Here is an 18361-nt window from a genome sequence, read left to right as displayed (position 1 = left end):
TCACCGTTCCGGGCCAGCCCTGTCCAAGGCTGCGCCGGAGGTCCGCGGCCTCGTTCACACCCGGTCGGGCTTCCGTCGGTCCCGGAACCCCTGCGGGTGCGGGGTATCGCGGATCCTACTGCGCCGTCATCCAATCGGGATTCCGAACCGCCGTGAGGCGCTCACCCTCTGCGGTGGTCATCGTCACCAGCTTGGAGCGATAGGTGATGGTGGCGTTGTCGTGCAGCCGTACGGACCAAGGCAGGTCGACGGTCGGCCCAGTCGACGTCAGGGGTTTGGCACCGGGGGCGCCGCGGCTGGCCTTCGCGATCATCGCCTCCAGAGTATCCGGGCGCTCGATCCAGGCGGTGGACGGGGTGATGTGGGGAGCCCAATCGAGGGGCGTCGCGAAGGCGACGTCGCCGGCCGGCCGCAGGATCCGGCTGACCTCCGCGACGAGGCGCGCCGGGTCCGGCACGCAGTCGAGTACGTTCAGCGCCAGGATGCGCTGAAACGTGTCGTCTGCGAAGGGGAGAGACTGGGCATCGGCGATCCAGAAATCCACCGCGTCGGCCCCGGGCGGGAAGAGATAGGTCTCACGGCGTTCGTAGCGGTTGCCGAGGCGCCGGAGCGGGTAGCGCAGCAGACCCTGATCGAGGATGCCGCGGCCGACGCGCAGTAACGGCCAGTTCACGTCCACGCCGAGCACGGGCTGGTCGCAACTGGTGGCCAAGTCGAAGGTGGTCCGTCCGGCGGCGCAGCCGAGATCGAGCCCCGGTCCGCTTCCCGGTCCGAGGCGCTGGAGCGCCTGCTCCTGGCCACGCCGGACGCTGCCGGGCAGCTGTCCCGTGGCGCTCGCCTCGCGGTCGAACAGGTCACCGTAATGGTCGTGGGCGTAGCGCGATTGCTGCTGCCGGGCGAGGTTGAAGGCGGATTCCGGTCCGACCACCGCTCCGACCACCGCCTCCACCGCCGCGTTCTCGATGTCGCTCGCCAGGACGTGGTGGAGATTTGCCGACAGCCATCCGGTGAGATCCGGGACCAGCACCGGTACGCCCGCGATGATCGGAAAGCGCTGGCCGCACGCCGCGTCGCGGCAGCGCAGGACTCCGGACACGACCGCGTTGCTTGTCGTCTCCGCGCCCGGCTCCAGCGTCAGGGCCCCCCGGCGGCAGGCAGGGCAGACGGGTTTGAGGGCGTCGAAATGCAGGCGGCGCATCGCGTTACCTGCCGACGATCGCGGCAGGGTCGCCCAGCGACAGGCCCCGGTCCGCAACCGAACCTGGGCGGATGACGAGCTGGAGACATTCGTGTTCGATGTTGACGGTGCCGTGCATCCGGGTTGGCCCGACGGCGGGTGCCCTCTGAAGCGTCTTCCAGCGCATGGTGCTCAGCCGCCGAACCGGCGGACGTGAATTAACCCACACCATCCTATCGCTTCCTTCAGTCGGCTGACTGTCTCCTTATAGGATAAATCGTACACCGTGGCCAGTCAGGACTGTTGATTTGCATTAGAGTTTCATATGATGTGGCGCAATAGGCATAAGATCGACCGAATAATGCTATTACGATATTGAATTCGAGGATATCTCGGAAAGAAACGGCAAATTTATATTTCCAATCAATCCGCAAGGAAGAACTTACCTGCGGCGTTATTTATAACCTGGATCATAAACCTGAAGATGATTTCGAGCGGTGCCAGACCGGGTCGCGATACGATCCGCGACAGGCGGCGACGGGCGTTCGACCCGCCCTCCATCCCTCAGCGGCGGAGCGTGAGGGACGCTCCACGGAAGGAGGCGCGACTGGGCTGGCACGCGACGACGGATTCGGCCTTCCCGGAGCCGACTTCAATCCACCCGACGCGCCGGTCACGCGGATCCCAGCCACAAACGAAGCCGAGATCCGCCCCTGCCTCAGGCCGCCGCCCACTCCGGCGTGGCGTCCGCCCAGGCGGCATCCCAATCCTGCACGCTGTGACCGGGCGAGACCTCCCGGTACAGCCGTACCGGCGGATCGTAGTCCGGAGTTCGGATTGGACTCCGGATCTCGGCGTCCGGCAGGGCGTGCCGCGCCCGGCGCCGGGCCGGATCGGGAATCGGGACGGCGCCCAGCAGCGTCTTCGTATAGGGGTGCTGCGGGTTCCCGAACACGGCGGCCCGCGGGCCGATCTCCACGATCTCGCCGAGATACATCACGGCGACCCGGTGGCTCACCCGCTCCACCACCGCCATGTCGTGCGAGATGAACAGGTAGGCGAGGCCGAACTCCGCCTGGAGATCGAGCATCAGGTTCACGACCTGTGCCTTCACCGAGACATCGAGTGCCGAGACCGCCTCGTCGGCGACGATGAGGCGGGGGTTCAAGGCGAGCGCTCGGGCGATGCAGATGCGCTGCCGCTGGCCGCCGGAGAACTCATGCGGGAAGCGTCCGGCGGATTCGGGGGGAAGGCCGACCCGCGCCAGCAGATCCTCGGCGCGCCGCCTTGCCACCTGGGGCGTCGCGAGGCGGTTGATCAGCAGCGGCTCCGCCACCGCCGCGCCGACGCTCAGGCGCGGATCGAGGCTGGCGAACGGGTCCTGGAAGATCATCTGCATGCGCTGGCGGCGGGTGCGCAGGGTCTTCGGGTCGAGACCGGTGATGTCCTCGCCGTCGAGCAGGACCGAGCCCGACAGCGGCTCGACGAGGCGGAGGATGGAGCGGCCTGTGGTGGACTTGCCGCAGCCGGATTCGCCGACCAGCGCCAGGGTCTCGCCGGCCGCGAGGCTGAACGAGACCCGCTCCACCGCGTGGACACGACCCGACACGCGGCCGAGCAGCCCGGAGCGGATCTCGAACCGGGTGGTCAGGTCGCGCACCTCCAGCACCGGGCGCGCGGTGGCCTGGACGGTGTCGGGGGTCTCGGGCGTCGCCGCCGCCAGGCCGGTGGCCCGGTCGACCACCGGGAAGCGCATCGGGCGGGCGCGGCCCGCCATCGTCCCAAGGCGTGGAACCGCGGCCAGCAGCGCCCGCGTGTACGGCTCGGCGGGGGCGTCGAAGATCCGCGCGGTCGGGCCGGCCTCCACGGCGCGGCCCTGGTACATTACCACGGTACGGTCGGCGATCTCGGCGACCACGCCCATGTCGTGGGTGATGAACAGGACCGACATGCCCTCCTCGTCCTGCAAACCCTTGATGAGGTCGAGGATCTGGGCCTGAATCGTGACGTCGAGCGCTGTGGTCGGCTCGTCGGCGATCAGGAGCTTGGGCCGGCAGGCCAGCGCCATGGCGATCATCACCCGCTGGCGCATGCCGCCGGAGAAGCGGTGCGGGTAGTCGTGCAGGCGCGACCGGGCGGCCGGGATCCGGACCTTGTCGAGGAGGCGGAGCGCCTCCGCCTCGGCGGCGGACCGCGACAGGCCCCGGTGCCGGATCAGCGCCTCGGCGATCTGGAAGCCGGTGGTCAGGACCGGGTTCAGGGATGTCATCGGCTCCTGGAAGATCATGGCGATGGAATCGCCGCGCACCCGCCGCATCTCGGCCTCGGAGGCGGCGAGGAGGTCCCGGCCCGCGAAGCGCACGCTGCCGCCGATGCGGCTTGCATCCCGCGGCAGGAGGCGCAGGACCGACAGGGCGCTGACGCTCTTGCCGGAGCCGGATTCGCCCACGAGCGCCACGGTCTCGCGGGGGCCGACATCAAAGGAGACGCCGTGCACCACCTCCCGCCAGCGCCCGTCCGAGCGGAAGGAGACGGTGAGGTCGCAGACGGAGAGGAGCGGGTCCATCGGATCTGCCATCGCTAGAGAACCCGCCGCGGATCGAGGGCGTCGCGCAGGCCGTCGCCGATGAAGTTGATCGACAGCACGGTCAGGAAGATCGCGCCCCCCGGGAACAGCGCCCAATGTGGGGCGACGTCGAGATGGTCCTTGGCGTCGAAGAGGAGCCGCCCCCAGGTCGGGATGTCGGGCGGGAAGCCGAGACCCAGGAAGGACAGGGTCGATTCCGCGATGATCGCGGACGAGACCTCGATCGAGGCCGCCACGATCACCGGCCCCAAGGCGTTCGGCAGGATGTGGCGGCGCACGAGGTGCCCGGTCGTGGCGCCCTGCGAGCGGGCCGCCTCCACGAACTCCTTCTCGCGCAACGTCAGGAACTGCGCCCGCACCAGCCGGGCGACCGGCATCCAGCGTAAGCCCCCGATCACCGCGACGATCATCAGGAACACGCCGCCCTGGCTGCCGAACACGGCCTTCAGGCTGTCGCGGAACAGGTAGATGACGAGGAGCAGCAATGGCAGCTGTGGCAGCGACAGGAACAGGTCGGTCAGCCACATCAGCACCGGGTCGAGGAACCGGCGCGACATGCCGGCGAGCGCGCCGACCAGCACGCCGATCAGGCTCGCCACCGCCATGGCGGCGAAGCCGACCGCGAGCGAGATCCGCCCGCCGTAGATCATCCGGGCGAGCAGATCCTGGCCGAGATCGTCGGTGCCGAACGGGTGATCCCAGGACGGGCCCTGGAGCTGGGCCGCGAAGTCGATGTCGTCGATGGCGACCGGCCAGAGCAGGCCGCCGAACACCACCCCGGCCACAAGCACGGCGAGGACGCCGACGCTCGCCAGCGCCAGCCGGTGCCGCCGGAAGCGCCGCCACGTCTCTCGCCCCGGCGAGGCCGGTGCACGGGCGATCGGCACCGCCTCATCGGAGGGCGATGCGAGGGTCGAGCCAGCCATAGAGCAGGTCCGCGACGAGGTTGAACAGGATGACGAGGCCGGCGAACACGAAGGTCACGGCCATCACCACCGGCGTGTCATTGGACAGCATCGCGTCGATCAGCAGCGAGCCGATGCCGGGAATCCGGAAGATCTGCTCGGTGACGATGGCGCCGCCGAACACCGCCGGGATCTGGAGGGCGACCAGCGTCACCACCGGAATCAGTGCGTTGCGGGCGATGTGCCGGCGGGTCACCGTGCCCTCGCTCAGGCCCTTGGCCCGGGCCGTAGTGACGTAGTCGAGCCGGGCGACGTCCAGCGCCGAGGCGCGCACGTACCGGGTGTAGGAGGCGGCCTGGAAGAAGCCCAAAACCGCCACCGGCATGATCGCCTGCCGGACATTCGCCCAGACCCAGGGCAGCCCGGAGCCCGGCAGATCGGCCTGGTAGACGAAGGGCAGCCAGCCGAGCTTGATCGAGAACAGCAGGATGAACAGCAGGCCGGTGAAGAAGGTCGGCAGCGAGAAGCCCACGAAGGCCAGCGTGTTGGCGATCTGGTCGGCGAGCGAGTAGGGCCGGCGCGCCGCGTAGAGACCCACGGGCACCGCGATCAGCAGCGCCAGTACCTGGGAGGAGCCGACGACGAACAGGGTCGTCGGCAGCCGCTGCAGGATCAGCGTATCGACATTCACCCGGCTCGCGAAGGAGAAGCCCCAGTCGCCGTGCAGCATGGCGGTGAGCCAACTCAGGTAGCGGGTGAAGATCGGGTCATCGAGACCGAACTTGACGCGCAGCGCCGCCCGCACCTCCGGGGGCACGTTCGGATTCGCGGCGAGTTCGCCGAACGGATCGCCCGGCGCGAGCGCCAGGACGACGAACAGGATCAGGCTGATGCCGAGCAGGCTCGGGATCGCGATCAGGAGGCGTCGCAGGATGTAGGCGCCCATGGCGCGGCGCTCCCGCTCAGGCCTCCCGGTACCAGTCGGGCAGGAACGACAGGTCGTTGTCCCAGCCGCTGCGGGGCGCCGTGAGCGTGGCGCCCACCGCCGAGACCTCGGCCCGGTGGATCAGCGGCAGCACGTTCTCGGAGACCGCGAGATCGTTGCACTTGATGAGGAGGGCCGCCCGCTTGACCGGGTCGAGCTCACCCTGGGCGGCGTTGTAGGCCTTGTCGTAGGCATCGTTGCGCCAGCGCACGACGTTGCGGCCCTGCCACTTGTTGGCCTTCTGGGCCACTTCCCACGACGCGTACATGAGCAGCCAGATCGCCGGATCGGCCTGCGTCATGCTGTAGGCATACATCTCCATGTCGGCGTAGAAATGCGTGCAGGTGTCAGGGTTGGCCGGGTCCGAGGAGAAGAACACCGAGCCGGTCACCGATTTCAGCTCGATCTCGATGCCCGCCTTGGCGGCCGCCTGCTTGATGATCGCCTGGGTCTTCTGGCGCGGGGCGTTGATCGAGGTCTGGAAGACGAGCTTGAGCTTCTTGCCGTCCTTGGCGCGGATGCCGTCCGAGCCCTTGGTCCAGCCGGCCTCGTCGAGGAGCGCGTTGGCCTTCGCCGGGTCGAAGGCGAACTTCGTGTCCTTCGAGACGAAGCGTTCCGGCCCGTTGACCGTGTTGGCGGTGGCCTTGCCGGTGCGGCCGTAGATGTAGGTCTGGATCGACTTGCGGTCGACCAGCAGGTTCATGGCCTGGCACACCTTCGGGTCGGAGAAGGCCGGGTGCTTGGTGGTGATCGAGGATCGCTCGCCGTCGACCTCGACGTTCGGATCGGTGGCGTTGAGGAGCAGGAATTCGAGCTTGCCGCCGTACACCACGTCGACCCGGCCCTTGCCGCCGGTCTCCAGGCGCTTGAGCACCTCGTCCTCGATCAGCATGTTCCAGGCGTAGTCGTACTCGCCGGTCTGGAGCACCGCGCGGGCCGCCGAAACCGCGTCGCCGCCGCCCTTCATCTCGATCGTGTCGAAGTAGGGCCGGTTCGGTAGGTGATAAGTGGGGTTACGCTCCCCGCGGACGATGTCGCCGGGCCGGAACTCCACGAAGCGGTACGGGCCGGTGCCCACCGGGGCGAGGTTCTGGGGCGCGTCGCGCGATTTCGCGCCGCTATAGGGGCCGAACAGGTGCTTCGGCAGCACCATGCCGACGATGCCCACGAAGGCGTCGCACCAGAACGGTGTCGGCTTGTCGAACAGGACCCGGACGCTGAGATCGTCGATCTTCTCGACCTTGCAATCCTTGTAGGAGCCGATCGTCACCGCCGCGGTGGCGGGGTCGCGGGCGTAGTCCCAGGTGAAGACGAGGTCGTCGGCGGTGAGCGGCTTGCCGTCGTGCCAGGTCACGCCGGGCTTGAGCGTCCAGACCACCGAGCGGCCATCGGCGGCGAGCGCCCCGTTCTCCCGGGACGGGATGGAGGCGGCGAGCACCGGAGCCAGGTTGCCGTCCGGGTCCCAGGCGGCGAGCGGCTCGTAGAAGATCCGCGAGGCGTCCTGGTCCTTGGTGCCGACCGCGAAATGCGGGTTGATCAGCGTCGGCGCCTGCCACCAGAGCAGCTTGAGCGCGCCGCCGCCGCCGGCCTTGGTCGGCTTGTAGCCGGCCCGGATATCGGCCGCCATCGCGACGCCGTTCCCGGCGAGCATCAGCCCGGCCATCGGCGCGGTGAGGCCCAACGCCACCAAGCGCTGCACGAAGGCGCGCCGCGACAGGCGGCCGTCCTTCACGCGTCCGATGAGGCCGTGCAGATCCCGCTCGTCCATAATCATTCCTGGTTGCCGCCGTGATGGGCACAGCATCATTCTGGCTGTGGCCTTGGCAAGGGGCGGGCCAGTGACGCTTCGATCGAAACGTGTCGCGAACGCCCGTTCCGCACAGCCGCATGGCCTGGGCGGTGCATGCGGGTGCCGGATACGGCTCGTGGTTGAAACCGCGGCGCCAGCGTCTTTGCGAGGGGAGCGAAGCAATCCAGTGGCGCCACGTCGACCGAGGCCGCGCCACCCTGGGTCGCTTCGCTGCGCTCGCGATGACGGCGCAGTGCCCGCTCGGGTGCCGCAGACTGGATCAGCCCAAAATTTCCGGAGACGACACGATGGATAACCGCAACGCCGTGTGGCGCCACGTCGACACGCAGAAGGAGCGGCTGATCGCCTTGTCCGAGCGGGTCTGGGGCATGCCGGAGGTCTGCTACACGGAAGAGCGCTCCTGCGCCGAGCACGTCGCCGAATTGCGCCACCAGGGCTTCCGGATCACCGAGCGGGTCGCCGGCATCCCCACCGCCGTGATGGGCGAGGCGGGGGAGGGCGGGCCGGTCATCGCCTTCCTCGGCGAGTACGACGCCCTGCCCGGCCTGTCGCAGGAGGCGGGCGTCGCCGAGCACCGGCCGATCGAGCCGGGCGGCCACGGGCATGGCTGCGGCCACAACCTCCTCGGCTCGGCGGCCCTGCTCGCCGCCACAGCCGTCAAGGACTGGCTCGCCGAGACCGGCACGCCGGGCCGCGTGCGCTATTACGGCTGCCCGGCCGAGGAGGGCGGGGCCGCCAAGGCCTTCATGGTCCGCGCCGGCGCCTTCGCGGATGCCGACATCGCGATCTCCTGGCACCCGGCGAGCTTCTGGGAGGTCGCGCCGCCGGCCGCACTCGCCAACACGCGGGCGGACTTCACCTTCACCGGGCGCACCGCCCACGCGGCGGCGGCGCCCCATCTCGGGCGCTCGGCGCTGGACGCCGTGGAGCTGATGAGCGTCGGCGTGAACTACATGCGCGAGCACATGCCCTCGGACGCGCGGGTGCACTACGCCTATCTCGACGCCGGCGGCATCGCGCCGAACGTCGTGCAGGCGCGGGCCCGCGTGCGCTACTCGATCCGCGCCCGCGACCTCCCCGGCATGCTGGCGCTGGTGGAGCGGGTGAAGAAGGTCGCGCAGGGGGCCGCCCTGATGACCGAGACCGAGGTCGACGTGCGAATCGTCAGCGCCGTGTCGAACCTCCTGGGCAACACGCCGCTGGAGCAGGCGCTCCACGGGGTGATGGAGGAACTGGGCCCGCCCCCCTTCGACGATGCCGACCGGGATTTCGCCGAACACATCCGGGCGACGCTCAGCGACGGCGACATCGATGCCGTGTTCCGCGCCATCGGGATGCCGCGTACCGAGGCGCCGCTCGCGGATTTCCTGGTGCCCCTCGACGCGCCGCGCAACCCCGCGATCGGCTCGACCGATGTGGGCGACGTGAGCTGGGTCGTGCCGACCGTGCAGGCGCACGCGCCGACCGTGGCGATCGGCACGCCGTTCCACACCTGGCAGGTGGTGGCGCAGGGGAAGACCCCGGCGGCCCACAAGGCGATGGTGCAGGTCGCCAAGGCGATGGCCGCCACCGGTACGCTGGCGCTTACCGACGCGGGTTTGCGCGAGGCCGCCCGGCAGGAGCTGACCCGGCGGCGTGGCGCGGCCGGCTACGTCTCGCCGCTGCCCCCGGAGGTCGCACCGCCCCTGCGCATGTCGCTGGCCTGAACCGGATCGCGTGAGCAAGCATTGCCGATCTTTAATGGATCGGACATGCGACCAGGACATTCCAAGTCTATTATCTGAACGCGGAATGCATGAGGCTAATGCAACATAGAGCCTCAGGTCATCGCTCGGATGGAGACAGGACAATGACGTACCGGAAGTCTATGGCCGCGGCGCTCGTGCTGACGACGATCCTCGGAGGCAGCGCCTTCGCGGCCGAACAGGCCGCCCAGCAGCCAGGCACCAGCCAGGCGGCGGTCGACAAGGATGTGGGCAAGCTGTCCAAGGACGGCGCGCAGGCGTTCCGCGATCTCCAGCTCACGCGGCTGGCCATCTTCGAAGCCAATCCCGCCCAGGCCAAGGATACGGTCGCCAAGGCGCAGGCGGCCTTCGCGAAGGCGAAGACCGACGACGCGCTGTTCACCAAGGCCGAGGCCGACCTCAAGACGTCCGCCGACCTCGCCGGTCACAAAGGCATGACGCAGCCGATGACGGCCGAGGCCAAGCCCGCCTCCAAGGAGCAGGTCGCCTGGGTTCCGGTGGACGCACAGCTGACGCTCGGCGATGACTTCGTGGCCACACCCGAGAAGGCCTCGGCGGTGACTGAGGCGAACAAGAACCTCGCCCAGGGCGACCAGAAGGGCGCGATCGAGAAGCTCAAGCTCGCCCATGTCGATGTGAACTTCACGATGGCGGTGCTGCCGCTCGACAAGACCATCGCCGACGTCAATCAGGCGGCGACGCTGATCGGGCAGGGCAAGTATTACGAGGCGAACGCGGTCCTGAAGACCGCCCAGGACGGGATGCGGTTCGACGTGATCGACGCGGTGGCGCTCCCGCAGACCGCCAAGGCGGCCACAGCCGGCAAGACCGCGCCGCAGGCGACCGGCACGACCGCAGGTGCCAAGACCAGCAAGTGACGGGCGCCTGATCGGCTTCCGCGGCGACCGGTGCACCGGAGGGGGCGCCGGTCGCCGCCCTCCGATCCCCGCACCGCGCCAGCCGACGCCGGCGCGCGCTCCGCCGAAGGGGTCACCGGTTCGGCGCTGGAGCGCGCGTCAGAACCAGAGCCTGGAGCCGTGCGCGATTGCAGGGCGATCGGGCACGGGCGCTAAGCGGCCTCCCTGCGCGTCACCGCCAGCGCCCAGATCGTTGCCGGAATCCAGCCGATGATCGTCAGGTGAAGGAGGATGCAGAGGATGCCCTGAATCACCTTCCCGCGCAGGAACATGGCAAGCCATGGGGCCAGGAAGCAGATGATGATCATGATCATGGGTCGGGCGGCTCCTTCAACATCGATATGAGTTGGGAGCGACATAGGTGCCGCTTGCGCGTCCTGTAGCCCTCGCCGTGCAGGTTCCCGGGGACGGTCGGGCCGCCACGCCCGCGTGGAGCCCAGATGGTCTCGGGCTCATCGACGGCGGCCGATCCGGTCGTGCGCGAGCCGGGCAGCCGATGCGCCCCGCTCGCTGACTCCGGCTCGCCCGTCCGCACCGCCTCCGCGACGGAACAGGCTGTGATGCCGCAGATCGGCCGTTGCCGGGTGAGGCGGGTTGCGGGCATCGCCCCGAACGCGAAAGCCTTCGATCACCGACGAAACGGTCACCCTGGGCGCGCAGACCGCATCGGACTTCGCACCCGCGCGTGCCCGCTGGTGCGCTACTCGACGTGGAGGCCTATGGCGATGACGGTCCCGTCGATGTCATCGGCCGCCATGGCGTCGGCGTCGTGCCGGGTCTGGACGGGCTCGGTTGCCGGGCGTGAGCGCGGCCGGCGCAGCCCCGTGCCGCCGCGTTTCGGTCTCTGTGCGACGCCTGAACTGACCTGTGCCGTCTGTTCGGGAACGTGATCCGCACACAGCGTCGACAGGACGTGGCAAGGTGCGGGCGACGACCTAGGTCTAGGGACCACCCAGCGAGAGACCGAACATGGCCTTCCCCGATCCGAACGAACCCAGCGCGTCGTCGATCAACGATCTGGAACTGGTCAACACCCTGATCGAGCGCAAGGAGAGTGGCGAACCGGTCGATGCGGACATCCTGGCGCTGCTGACCGACATGGAACGGCTGGGTCTTACCGATACGGACGCCTACGCCACGCTCGACGCCTACCGCCCGGGGCCGGCAGTCGGGGCGACTGGCGGAGACGAGGAGGACGAGGCTTAGAGCCGTTTCAGGGCCGGGCTCGATCGCGCTGCCGTCGTGCCGCTCACCGGCCCGCACTCCGCTGTTCCCGCGATCAAGCCCGATCGATCGCGATGGTTCATCTGGCCAGCGCGAATGGTCATTTCAAATCGAGCGAGGCTATTCAACCCGCGGTAAGCACGATGCGCACAATCGCGTAGGCGCGTGATCAGGCGTAAGGTGGAAGAGAGAGAGGGGGTCGTATCTGACTGTCAGCAGCTATTTCAGAGGCTCTGACGATGGACGAGAAACGTTTCTCCGGCCGAACGGATTGCTTCAGTGCGGCGCATATCGTGGTCGAGGACACGGGCAGGCGGCTGCGCTGCCTCGTTTGGAATATGTCGGACACCGGCGCCCTGCTTGAAGCAGGTGAGGACGATGCCGTGCCGGAGGCCTTCACGCTCCTGACCGCGATCGACCAGACCTCGCGCCGCTGCGCGGTCGTCCGGCGCACCGGCGCCCGGTTCGGCGTCGTCTTCGTTGAAGGCTGAGCACACACGGCCTCTGCCGGCGGCTCGCCGCGTGCCGCAATCGAACCGGGCAGCGTTCCGGATCGTTGAGGACGATGCCCGTATCGACCATCCCGCTGGTTTCGGCAGCCGTGTTCGTCGGAGTGGGCTGGCTGATCCTCCACGCCGGGCGACACTATGACGACGCGATCCGGCACACGCTGACCGTCTTCGCCCTGGTGATCGGACTGCTCGTCATGATCGGGGTGACGGCGAAGCTGCGGTCGCTGCTCGGCGTTGGACGGATGTCGCACCGGATCGAGGCCCGGTCTCAGGTGGAGCGCCCCGCTCCCGCGCGACCGCGCAACAAGTGAGACCATCAGCACGGGCTCGGCGCGGCTGGGCCGGCCATTAGCTCTGCGCGGGCGCGGATAGTCCACCGTCAACCCTCGAATGACCGCTCGCCCCGCAAGCCTCTGTGGCCCGCAATGGTCGAGCCGGAGGGTCACGCGCGCCTCAGCATCGGACGCCTCACGGGGCGACACGCGAGCCGCGCCCGATCGCATTGCAACCGGGCGCCGAGCCTTCGTCGCGACGCGCTCTCTTGCGCCGAACCGGTGTCCGCTTCCGCGGAGAGCGCTCTAAACCGTCATCCGCGTCATTCGGACAGAGGCCGGTCGCCCTTCCGCTCAAACCCGGAATTTGGCATCCTGGGTTCGTGACCTTTTGGCTCGCCCTCCGGCGGCTGCTTCCGCTCCTCGCGGCTCTCAGCCTTGCCCTGACGCCGGTGACCGCTTCCGCGGCCGCCGCGGGCATGCACGCTTCCAGAACGGCGCAGGCCCACGCCTCGCACGAGACCATGCCGGCCCTGGACCATGCCGACATGGACATGGCGAGCATGGAGATGGCCGGCATAGACATGGCCGGCATGGACGGCATGCCGTGCTGCCCCCCAGGAAAGGCGGAGAAGCCGGACTGCGCCAAGGCGGGCTGTCCGTTGATGGCTCTGTGCCTCGCCAGCATCGCCTCGCTGCCGCCGAGTGCCATCTCCATCGGGGCGCGAGTCGCGACACACGCCGTGCCGACCTGGCCCGCCGCGGCGTCCCTGGCCAGCTTGCACGGGCCGCCGCTGCCTGAGCCTCCCCGAGCCTGAATCCGAGCCGCCGGCGCTGGCGCCGGCACAGTGACGCGCGCCTGCGCGCCGCCATCCCTCGCGTTCAGGAGACAGACCCCCGTGACCAAGACCCCTTTCGCGCGCGCCGTGATGGCCGCGCTGCTCGGCGGCGCCTTGTCGGCGTCCGCGTTCGCCCCGCCCGCCCTTGCGGACGTCAAGGACTACCGCTTCGAGCTCGTGCAGCAGGAGGCGAAGGTTGGTGAGGCCGTCATCGCCGTCCGCCTCGTCGACCAGCGGAGCGGCAAGCCCGTGACCGACGCCGTGGTCTTCGCCAAGCGCCTCGACATGGCTCCCGACGCCATGGAGGAGATGGCCACCAAGGTCGAGCAGGTCCCCTCGACCGAGCCCGGCATCTACCGCTTCAGGGCCAAGCTCTCGATGCAGGGCCGCTGGCGCCTCTCGCTTGCCGCCAAGGTCCAGGGCGAGATCGGCACGGTCGAGGACAAGCTGGTCCTTCAGGCCGCGAAATGACGCGCTCGGCCTGGTTCGCCGGAGCCCTCGCCGCGCTCGCGGCGGGGGGGCTCGGTTATTCGGCGGGACGGCAGGACGGCCCGGTTTCGGCCTTCGTGGAACGGGTTCGGCACGGCGTCGTCCGCTTGCTGCCCGCTGCGCAAGCGGGCGACGCCGTGCCGGGCCCCTCCAAGCCCCTCTCGGGATCGGTGGTCTACTACCGGGATCCGGACGGGAAGCCCGTCTACTCGGCGTCGCCGATGGTCACGGCGGACGGCCGGGCGTTCCGGGCTGTGCGCGCCAGCGAGGACGTGCGCTTCGACGATGGGGACGGCGAGGCCATGCCCGCGGACATGGCCGGCAACGGCATGCAACCGGGCGAGGCGGCCAAGCCCGGCGCCGACCGGCCCATCCTCTACTACCGGAACCCGATGGGCTTGGCCGACACCTCGCCGGTGCCGAGGAAGGACTCAATGGGGATGGATTACATCCCCGTCTACGCGGGCCAGGACGAGAGCGGCGTCGTGACGGTGTCGCCGGGAAAGGTCCAGCGCATGGGCGTGCGGACCGAACTCGCGGAGCGCCGGGTCCTGTCGGTGCCGGTGCGGGCGCCCGGCAGCGTCGAGGAGGACGAGCGCCGCATCTCCGTCATCGCGCTGCGCACGGACGCCTTCATCGAGACGGTCGAGCCGGTCACCACGGGCGACCACGTCCACAAGGGCCAGCCGCTGCTGCGCCTGTTCGCCCCCGAGATCAACGCGGTCGCGGCCCAGTACCTGACCTCCATCGGCTACGAGGGTGGCCGGCGGCGCCTGGAGAACCTGGCCATTCCGCCGGAGGTGATCGACGCGATCGAACGCACCCACAAAGTGCCGCCCTCAATCGTCTGGTCCGCGCCGCGCGACGGTGTCGTGGTCGAGCGCAACGTCTCGGACGGGATGAAGGCCAAGTCCGGCGACGTCCTGTTCCGCATCGTCGACCACACCCGCGTCTGGGTCCTGGCCGACGTGACGGAGCGCGATCTCGCCGGGGTGGCGGAGGGACAGAAGGCGACCGTGCGCGTGCGGGCCTTCCCCGACCGGGTCTTCACCGGGACCGTGGCGCGGATCTATCCCCATCTCAACATCGAGACGCGGACCGCTCGGCTGCGCATCGAGCTTCCGAACCCCGACGGCGTCCTGCGACCGTCGATGTACGCGGACGTCGAGATCGCGACGGGCGATGCCAAACCCGTTGTGGCGGTGCCGGACGACGCGATCATCGACACCGGCGAGCGCCAGGTCGTGCTGCTCGACCGCGGCGAGGGGCGCTTCGAGCCGAAGCCGGTGCAAGTCGGCCTCCGGGGCCGGGGCTACGCGGAGATCCGCGCGGGCGTCGCGGCCGGCGACCGGGTGGTCACCGCGGCGAACTTCCTGATCGATGCCGAGAGCAACCTGAAGGCGGCGCTGCAGTCCATGACCGCGCTCGGGGAGGACCGGCGGGCGGCGAGCCCGGGAGGCAAGCCGTGATCGCGCGCCTCATCGAATGGTCGTCCCGGAACCGCGTCCTGGTGCTGGTCGGGACCGTGTTCGCCGTGGCGACCGGCGTCTTGGCGCTCAGGTCCCTGCCGCTCGACGCCATCCCCGACCTCTCGGACGTGCAGGCCATCGTCTACACCGAGTATCCGGGCCAAGCCCCGCAGGTCGTCGAGGATCAGGTCACCTACCCGCTGACCACGGCCATGCTGACCGTGCCGAAGGCCAAGGTGGTGCGCGGCTTCTCCTTCTTCGGCGTGTCCTTTGTCTACGTCATCTTCGAGGACGGCACCGACCCATACTGGGGCCGCTCGCGCGTGCTGGAATACCTCAACGGCGCGGCGAGCCGCCTGCCGGCCGGCGTGACGCCGACGCTGGGCCCCGATGCGACCGGCGTGGGCTGGGTCTACCAGTACGTGGTGGTGGCGAAGGAGCGGACGCTCGCCGAGCTTCGGTCGCTGCAGGATTGGGTGATCCGCTTTGGCGCCTCGCGGGCCGAGGGCGTGGCCGAGGTCGCGGGCGTCGGCGGCTTCGTGAAGCAGTACAACGTCGTTGTCGATCCGAACCGGATGCGGGCCCAGGGCATCAGCCTCAACAAGCTCCGGGATGCCATTCGGTCGAGCAACGCCGACGTCGGCGGTCGCACGGTCGAGCTCTCCGAGTTCGAGTTCATGGTGCGCGGCCGCGGCTACATCCGGAGCGTCACCGACATCGAGAACATCGTGCTGAAGACCGCGGGCGGCACGCCCCTGCGGGTCCGCGACGTCGCCCGGGTCGAGCTTGGCCCGGACGAGCGCCGCGGCCTCACCGAGATGAACGGCGAGGGCGAGGTCGCCGGTGGCATCGTCCTTCAGCGCTTCGGCGCCAACGCCCTCACCGTCATCGAGGGCGTGAAGGCGAAGCTCGCCGAAATCGCCAAGAGCCTGCCGGCCGGCACCGAGATCCTGCCGGTCTACGACCGCTCGCAGCTGATCGACGCGGCCATCGACACCCTGCGGCACACGCTGGTCGAGGAGAGCGTCGTCGTCTCCCTCGTCTGCGTCGTCTTCCTCCTGCACGTGCGCAGCGCGCTCGTCGCCATCCTGATGCTGCCGGTCGGCATCCTGATGGCCTTCGCCGGCATGAAAGCACTCGGAATCGGCGCCAACATCATGAGTCTGGGCGGCATCGCCATCGCGGTCGGCGCCATGGTCGACGCCGCCATCGTGATGATCGAGAACGCCCACAAGCACCTGGAACGGGCGCCGCCGGGGAAACCGCGCGTCGAGGTCCTCATCGCGGCCGCCGCGGAGGTGGGGCCCTCCCTGTTCTTCTCGCTCCTCGTCATCACGGCCAGCTTCCTGCCGATCCTGACCCTGGAGAGCCAGGAGGGGCGGCTGTTCGGGCCGCTCGCCTACACCAAGACCTTCGCCATGGCGGCGGCGGCCCTTCTGTCGGTGACGCTCGTTCCCGCCCTGATGGTGCTGTTCGTACGGGGGCGCATCGTCCCGGAGCACCGCAACCCGCTCAACCGGCTCTTGATCTGGCTGTACCGGCCCCTCATCGCCGGCGTGCTGCGGGCCCGGGTCCTGACCATCCTGCTCGCCGTAGGGGTCCTGGCAGCGACCGCCTGGCCGGCCCGGCAACTCGGCTCCGAGTTCATGCCCGACCTCGACGAGGGCAGCCTCCTCTACATGCCGACGACCCTTCCGGGCCTCTCGGTGACGAGGGCCGGCGAACTCTTGGCCATCCAGGACCGCATCATCAAGGGCTTCCCGGAGGTCGCCTCGGTCTACGGCAAGGCCGGACGCGCCAACACGGCGACCGACCCGGCGCCGATGGAGATGTTCGAGACGGTCATCACCCTCAAGCCGAAGGCCGAATGGCGCCCTGGCGTCACCCTCGCCAGCCTCAAGGCCGAGATGGACGGGGCCCTGCAGTTCCCGGGTGTGTCGAATGCCTGGACGCAACCGATCCGCGCCCGCATCGACATGCTCTCGACGGGCATTCGCACGCCGGTCGGCATCAAGGTGCTTGGGACCGACCTGAAGCAGATGGAGGGCGTCGCCCGGCAGGTAGAGGCGTTGCTTCGGACCGTGCCCGGCACGTCGAGCGCCTACGCCGAGCGGGTCATCGGCGGCTACTTCCTCGACATCACGCCGGATCGCGAGGCGCTGGGGCGCTACGGCCTGATGGTCGGCGACGTGCAGGACGTCATCGCGACGGCGCTCGGCGGCCAGGCCGTGACGAACACCGTCGAGGGCCGCGAGCGCTACACCGTGAACGTGCGCTACCCGCGCGCCTTCCGCTCGGACCCGCGCGCCATCGCGGATGAGGTGCAGGTGCCGTTGCCGATGGGCGGCACGGTCCCGCTTCGCGAAGTCGCCAGGGTTGAACGCACGCGGGGCGCAACCGCGATCCGCACGGAGAACGGACGGCTGGCGGTCTACATCTTCGTCGATATTGCCGGCCGAGACCTCGGCGGCTACGTGGCCGAGGCACGCAAGGCGGTGGCTGAGGCGGTGACGCTTCCGCAGGGCACGACGCTTCAGTGGAGCGGGCAGTACGAATACCTGGAGCGAGCCGAGGCGCGACTGCAGATTGTGGTGCCGCTCACGCTGCTCGTCGTCTTCCTGCTCCTGTACCTGAACTTCCATCGACTCACCGAGACGCTGATCGTGATGCTGTCGCTCCCCTTCGCCCTGGTCGGCGGGGTCTGGCCGCTCTGGTGGATGGGCTTCGACATGTCGGTCGCGGTGGCGGTCGGCTTCATCGCCCTTGCCGGGGTCGCCGCCGAGACCGGCGTGATCATGCTCGTCTATCTCGACCAGGCCCTCGACGAGGCGCGGGCCGGCTGCCGGCGCGCTGGGCGCCCGCTCACGCAAGCGGACCTGCAGCGGGCGATCATGGTCGGGGCCGTCGAGCGTGTCCGGCCCAAGATGATGACGGTGGTCGCCATCATGGCCGGGCTCCTGCCCATCCTCTGGAGTACCGGCGCCGGCTCCGAGGTCATGCAGCGCATCGCGGTGCCGATGATCGGTGGGATGGTTTCCTCGACCATCCTGACGCTCATCGTGATCCCCGCGGTCTACGCCCTGGTGAAGGCGCGCGCTGCCGAGGGCGGACCCGGTCACCCGTGCGGCGGATGGGTCCGTGAGGCTGCCGCAGCTGGCCGAGCGAGCGCAAACGGGAGATGACGATTCCGGGCAGCACGAGAGCGTTCCGGCGTGACATGCGCGCGGGCTGTTGGCGGGGCTGGCGCTCCGACAGGGCGTCCTGGCGGAGGGGCTGCCCACGGTGGCACTGACGAAGGACCCCGGCTGCAGCCGGTGCGAGACGCGGATCGCGCGATCGAGCCTCTGCGTCTTCGCGTTGGACCCGTTCTCTTCGGTGTCGCGGACCGCCGCAACCACCAGCCGAAGCATCTCTTCTGAAGGTTTTCGAA

15 protein-coding genes are annotated in these 18361 nt (G+C 69.2%); 9 read left to right on the top strand and 6 right to left on the bottom strand.

Translation table 11 applies throughout. From position 1 onward, the window contains the following. Window positions 1-115: 115 nt before the first annotated feature. The 5 genes from BLQ49_RS12715 to BLQ49_RS12695 all read right to left on the bottom strand — a co-directional run bounded on the left by BLQ49_RS12715 (window position 116) and on the right by BLQ49_RS12695 (window position 7422). Complete coding sequence (locus BLQ49_RS12715; protein WP_091716284.1) at window positions 116-1198, bottom strand: methyltransferase domain-containing protein; 1083 nt, start codon at window positions 1196-1198, stop codon at window positions 116-118. A gap of 697 nt (window positions 1199-1895) precedes the next feature. Further along, a complete protein-coding gene (locus BLQ49_RS12710) occupies window positions 1896-3743 on the bottom strand; it encodes an ABC transporter ATP-binding protein (protein ID WP_091716474.1) in 1848 nt (615 codons plus the stop codon). A 14-nt stretch (window positions 3744-3757) separates the two neighbouring features. Continuing rightward, a complete protein-coding gene (locus BLQ49_RS12705) occupies window positions 3758-4690 on the bottom strand; it encodes an ABC transporter permease (protein ID WP_091716283.1) in 933 nt (310 codons plus the stop codon). Next, window positions 4656-5615 carry an ABC transporter permease gene (locus BLQ49_RS12700; protein ID WP_091716282.1) on the bottom strand — a complete coding sequence of 320 codons (960 nt, stop codon included), beginning with the start codon at window positions 5613-5615 and terminating at the stop codon, window positions 4656-4658. Before BLQ49_RS12700 ends, BLQ49_RS12705 begins: the two co-directional genes overlap by 35 nt. 16 nt (window positions 5616-5631) lie before the next feature. Beyond that, on the bottom strand, window positions 5632-7422 hold the full coding sequence (locus tag BLQ49_RS12695) for a peptide ABC transporter substrate-binding protein (RefSeq protein ID WP_091716281.1): 1791 nt from the start codon (window positions 7420-7422) through the stop codon (window positions 5632-5634). 329 nt (window positions 7423-7751) lie between these two features. Here BLQ49_RS12695 and BLQ49_RS12690 point away from each other — a divergent pair, with 329 nt between their 5' ends. Together BLQ49_RS12690 and BLQ49_RS12685 are read left to right on the top strand one after the other, a co-directional pair. Continuing rightward, complete coding sequence (locus BLQ49_RS12690) at window positions 7752-9170, top strand: M20 family metallopeptidase (protein ID WP_091716280.1); 1419 nt, start codon at window positions 7752-7754, stop codon at window positions 9168-9170. A 143-nt stretch (window positions 9171-9313) separates the two neighbouring features. Beyond that, window positions 9314-10087 carry a YfdX family protein gene (locus BLQ49_RS12685; protein ID WP_091716279.1) on the top strand — a complete coding sequence of 258 codons (774 nt, stop codon included), beginning with the start codon at window positions 9314-9316 and terminating at the stop codon, window positions 10085-10087. 191 nt (window positions 10088-10278) lie between these two features. On the opposite strand, the gene BLQ49_RS12680 is transcribed toward BLQ49_RS12685, so the two are convergent. After that, the gene (locus tag BLQ49_RS12680) at window positions 10279-10440 is read right to left on the bottom strand and encodes a YqaE/Pmp3 family membrane protein (RefSeq protein WP_091716278.1); all 162 of its coding nucleotides are present in this window, start codon (window positions 10438-10440) and stop codon (window positions 10279-10281) included. A 655-nt stretch (window positions 10441-11095) separates the two neighbouring features. Here BLQ49_RS12680 and BLQ49_RS12675 point away from each other — a divergent pair. The 7 genes from BLQ49_RS12675 to BLQ49_RS12645 all read left to right on the top strand — a co-directional run bounded on the left by BLQ49_RS12675 (window position 11096) and on the right by BLQ49_RS12645 (window position 18113). Continuing rightward, window positions 11096-11332 (top strand): hypothetical protein, encoded by a 237-nt coding sequence (locus BLQ49_RS12675; RefSeq protein ID WP_091716277.1) that lies wholly within the window; start codon window positions 11096-11098, stop codon window positions 11330-11332. Between the two features lie 257 nt (window positions 11333-11589). Beyond that, complete coding sequence (locus BLQ49_RS12670) at window positions 11590-11841, top strand: hypothetical protein (RefSeq protein WP_091716276.1); 252 nt, start codon at window positions 11590-11592, stop codon at window positions 11839-11841. 74 nt (window positions 11842-11915) lie between these two features. Next, complete coding sequence (locus BLQ49_RS12665; protein ID WP_091716275.1) at window positions 11916-12173, top strand: hypothetical protein; 258 nt, start codon at window positions 11916-11918, stop codon at window positions 12171-12173. Window positions 12174-12517: 344 nt separating this feature from the next. Beyond that, on the top strand, window positions 12518-12952 hold the full coding sequence (locus BLQ49_RS12660) for a hypothetical protein (RefSeq protein WP_091716274.1): 435 nt from the start codon (window positions 12518-12520) through the stop codon (window positions 12950-12952). Window positions 12953-13033: 81 nt separating this feature from the next. Next, a complete protein-coding gene (locus tag BLQ49_RS12655; RefSeq protein ID WP_091716273.1) occupies window positions 13034-13444 on the top strand; it encodes a FixH family protein in 411 nt (136 codons plus the stop codon). Beyond that, window positions 13441-14931, top strand: coding sequence for an efflux RND transporter periplasmic adaptor subunit (locus BLQ49_RS12650; RefSeq protein WP_091716272.1), 1491 nt, complete (start codon window positions 13441-13443; stop codon window positions 14929-14931). Before BLQ49_RS12655 ends, BLQ49_RS12650 begins: the two co-directional genes overlap by 4 nt. After that, entirely contained in the window at window positions 14928-18113 is a 3186-nt protein-coding gene (locus BLQ49_RS12645) for an efflux RND transporter permease subunit (protein WP_244507567.1), read from the top strand. Before BLQ49_RS12650 ends, BLQ49_RS12645 begins: the two co-directional genes overlap by 4 nt. The last annotated feature ends 248 nt before the right edge of the window (window positions 18114-18361 follow it).

It is taken from the genome of Methylobacterium phyllostachyos (genome assembly GCF_900103445.1).
Taxonomy (GTDB): domain Bacteria; phylum Pseudomonadota; class Alphaproteobacteria; order Rhizobiales; family Beijerinckiaceae; genus Methylobacterium; species Methylobacterium phyllostachyos.
The sequence above is the reverse complement of the archived record's forward strand: the minus strand, read 5'-3'. Positions and strand labels throughout refer to the sequence as shown.

Excerpts from the sequence above, each read along its gene's own strand:
- BLQ49_RS12705 (WP_091716283.1), bottom strand. The coding sequence starts at position 4,690 with ATGGCTGGCTCGACCCTCGCATCGCCCTCCGATGAGGCGGTGCCGATC.
- BLQ49_RS12715 (WP_091716284.1), bottom strand. The coding sequence starts at position 1,198 with ATGCGCCGCCTGCATTTCGACGCCCTCAAACCCGTCTGCCCTGCCTGC.
- BLQ49_RS12670 (WP_091716276.1), top strand. The coding sequence starts at position 11,590 with ATGGACGAGAAACGTTTCTCCGGCCGAACGGATTGCTTCAGTGCGGCG.
- BLQ49_RS12710 (WP_091716474.1), bottom strand. The coding sequence starts at position 3,743 with ATGGACCCGCTCCTCTCCGTCTGCGACCTCACCGTCTCCTTCCGCTCG.
- BLQ49_RS12665 (WP_091716275.1), top strand. The coding sequence starts at position 11,916 with ATGCCCGTATCGACCATCCCGCTGGTTTCGGCAGCCGTGTTCGTCGGA.
- BLQ49_RS12685 (WP_091716279.1), top strand. The coding sequence starts at position 9,314 with ATGACGTACCGGAAGTCTATGGCCGCGGCGCTCGTGCTGACGACGATC.
- BLQ49_RS12680 (WP_091716278.1), bottom strand. The coding sequence starts at position 10,440 with ATGATCATGATCATCATCTGCTTCCTGGCCCCATGGCTTGCCATGTTC.
- BLQ49_RS12650 (WP_091716272.1), top strand. The coding sequence starts at position 13,441 with ATGACGCGCTCGGCCTGGTTCGCCGGAGCCCTCGCCGCGCTCGCGGCG.
- BLQ49_RS12695 (WP_091716281.1), bottom strand. The coding sequence starts at position 7,422 with ATGGACGAGCGGGATCTGCACGGCCTCATCGGACGCGTGAAGGACGGC.
- BLQ49_RS12675 (WP_091716277.1), top strand. The coding sequence starts at position 11,096 with ATGGCCTTCCCCGATCCGAACGAACCCAGCGCGTCGTCGATCAACGAT.
- BLQ49_RS12700 (WP_091716282.1), bottom strand. The coding sequence starts at position 5,615 with ATGGGCGCCTACATCCTGCGACGCCTCCTGATCGCGATCCCGAGCCTG.
- BLQ49_RS12690 (WP_091716280.1), top strand. The coding sequence starts at position 7,752 with ATGGATAACCGCAACGCCGTGTGGCGCCACGTCGACACGCAGAAGGAG.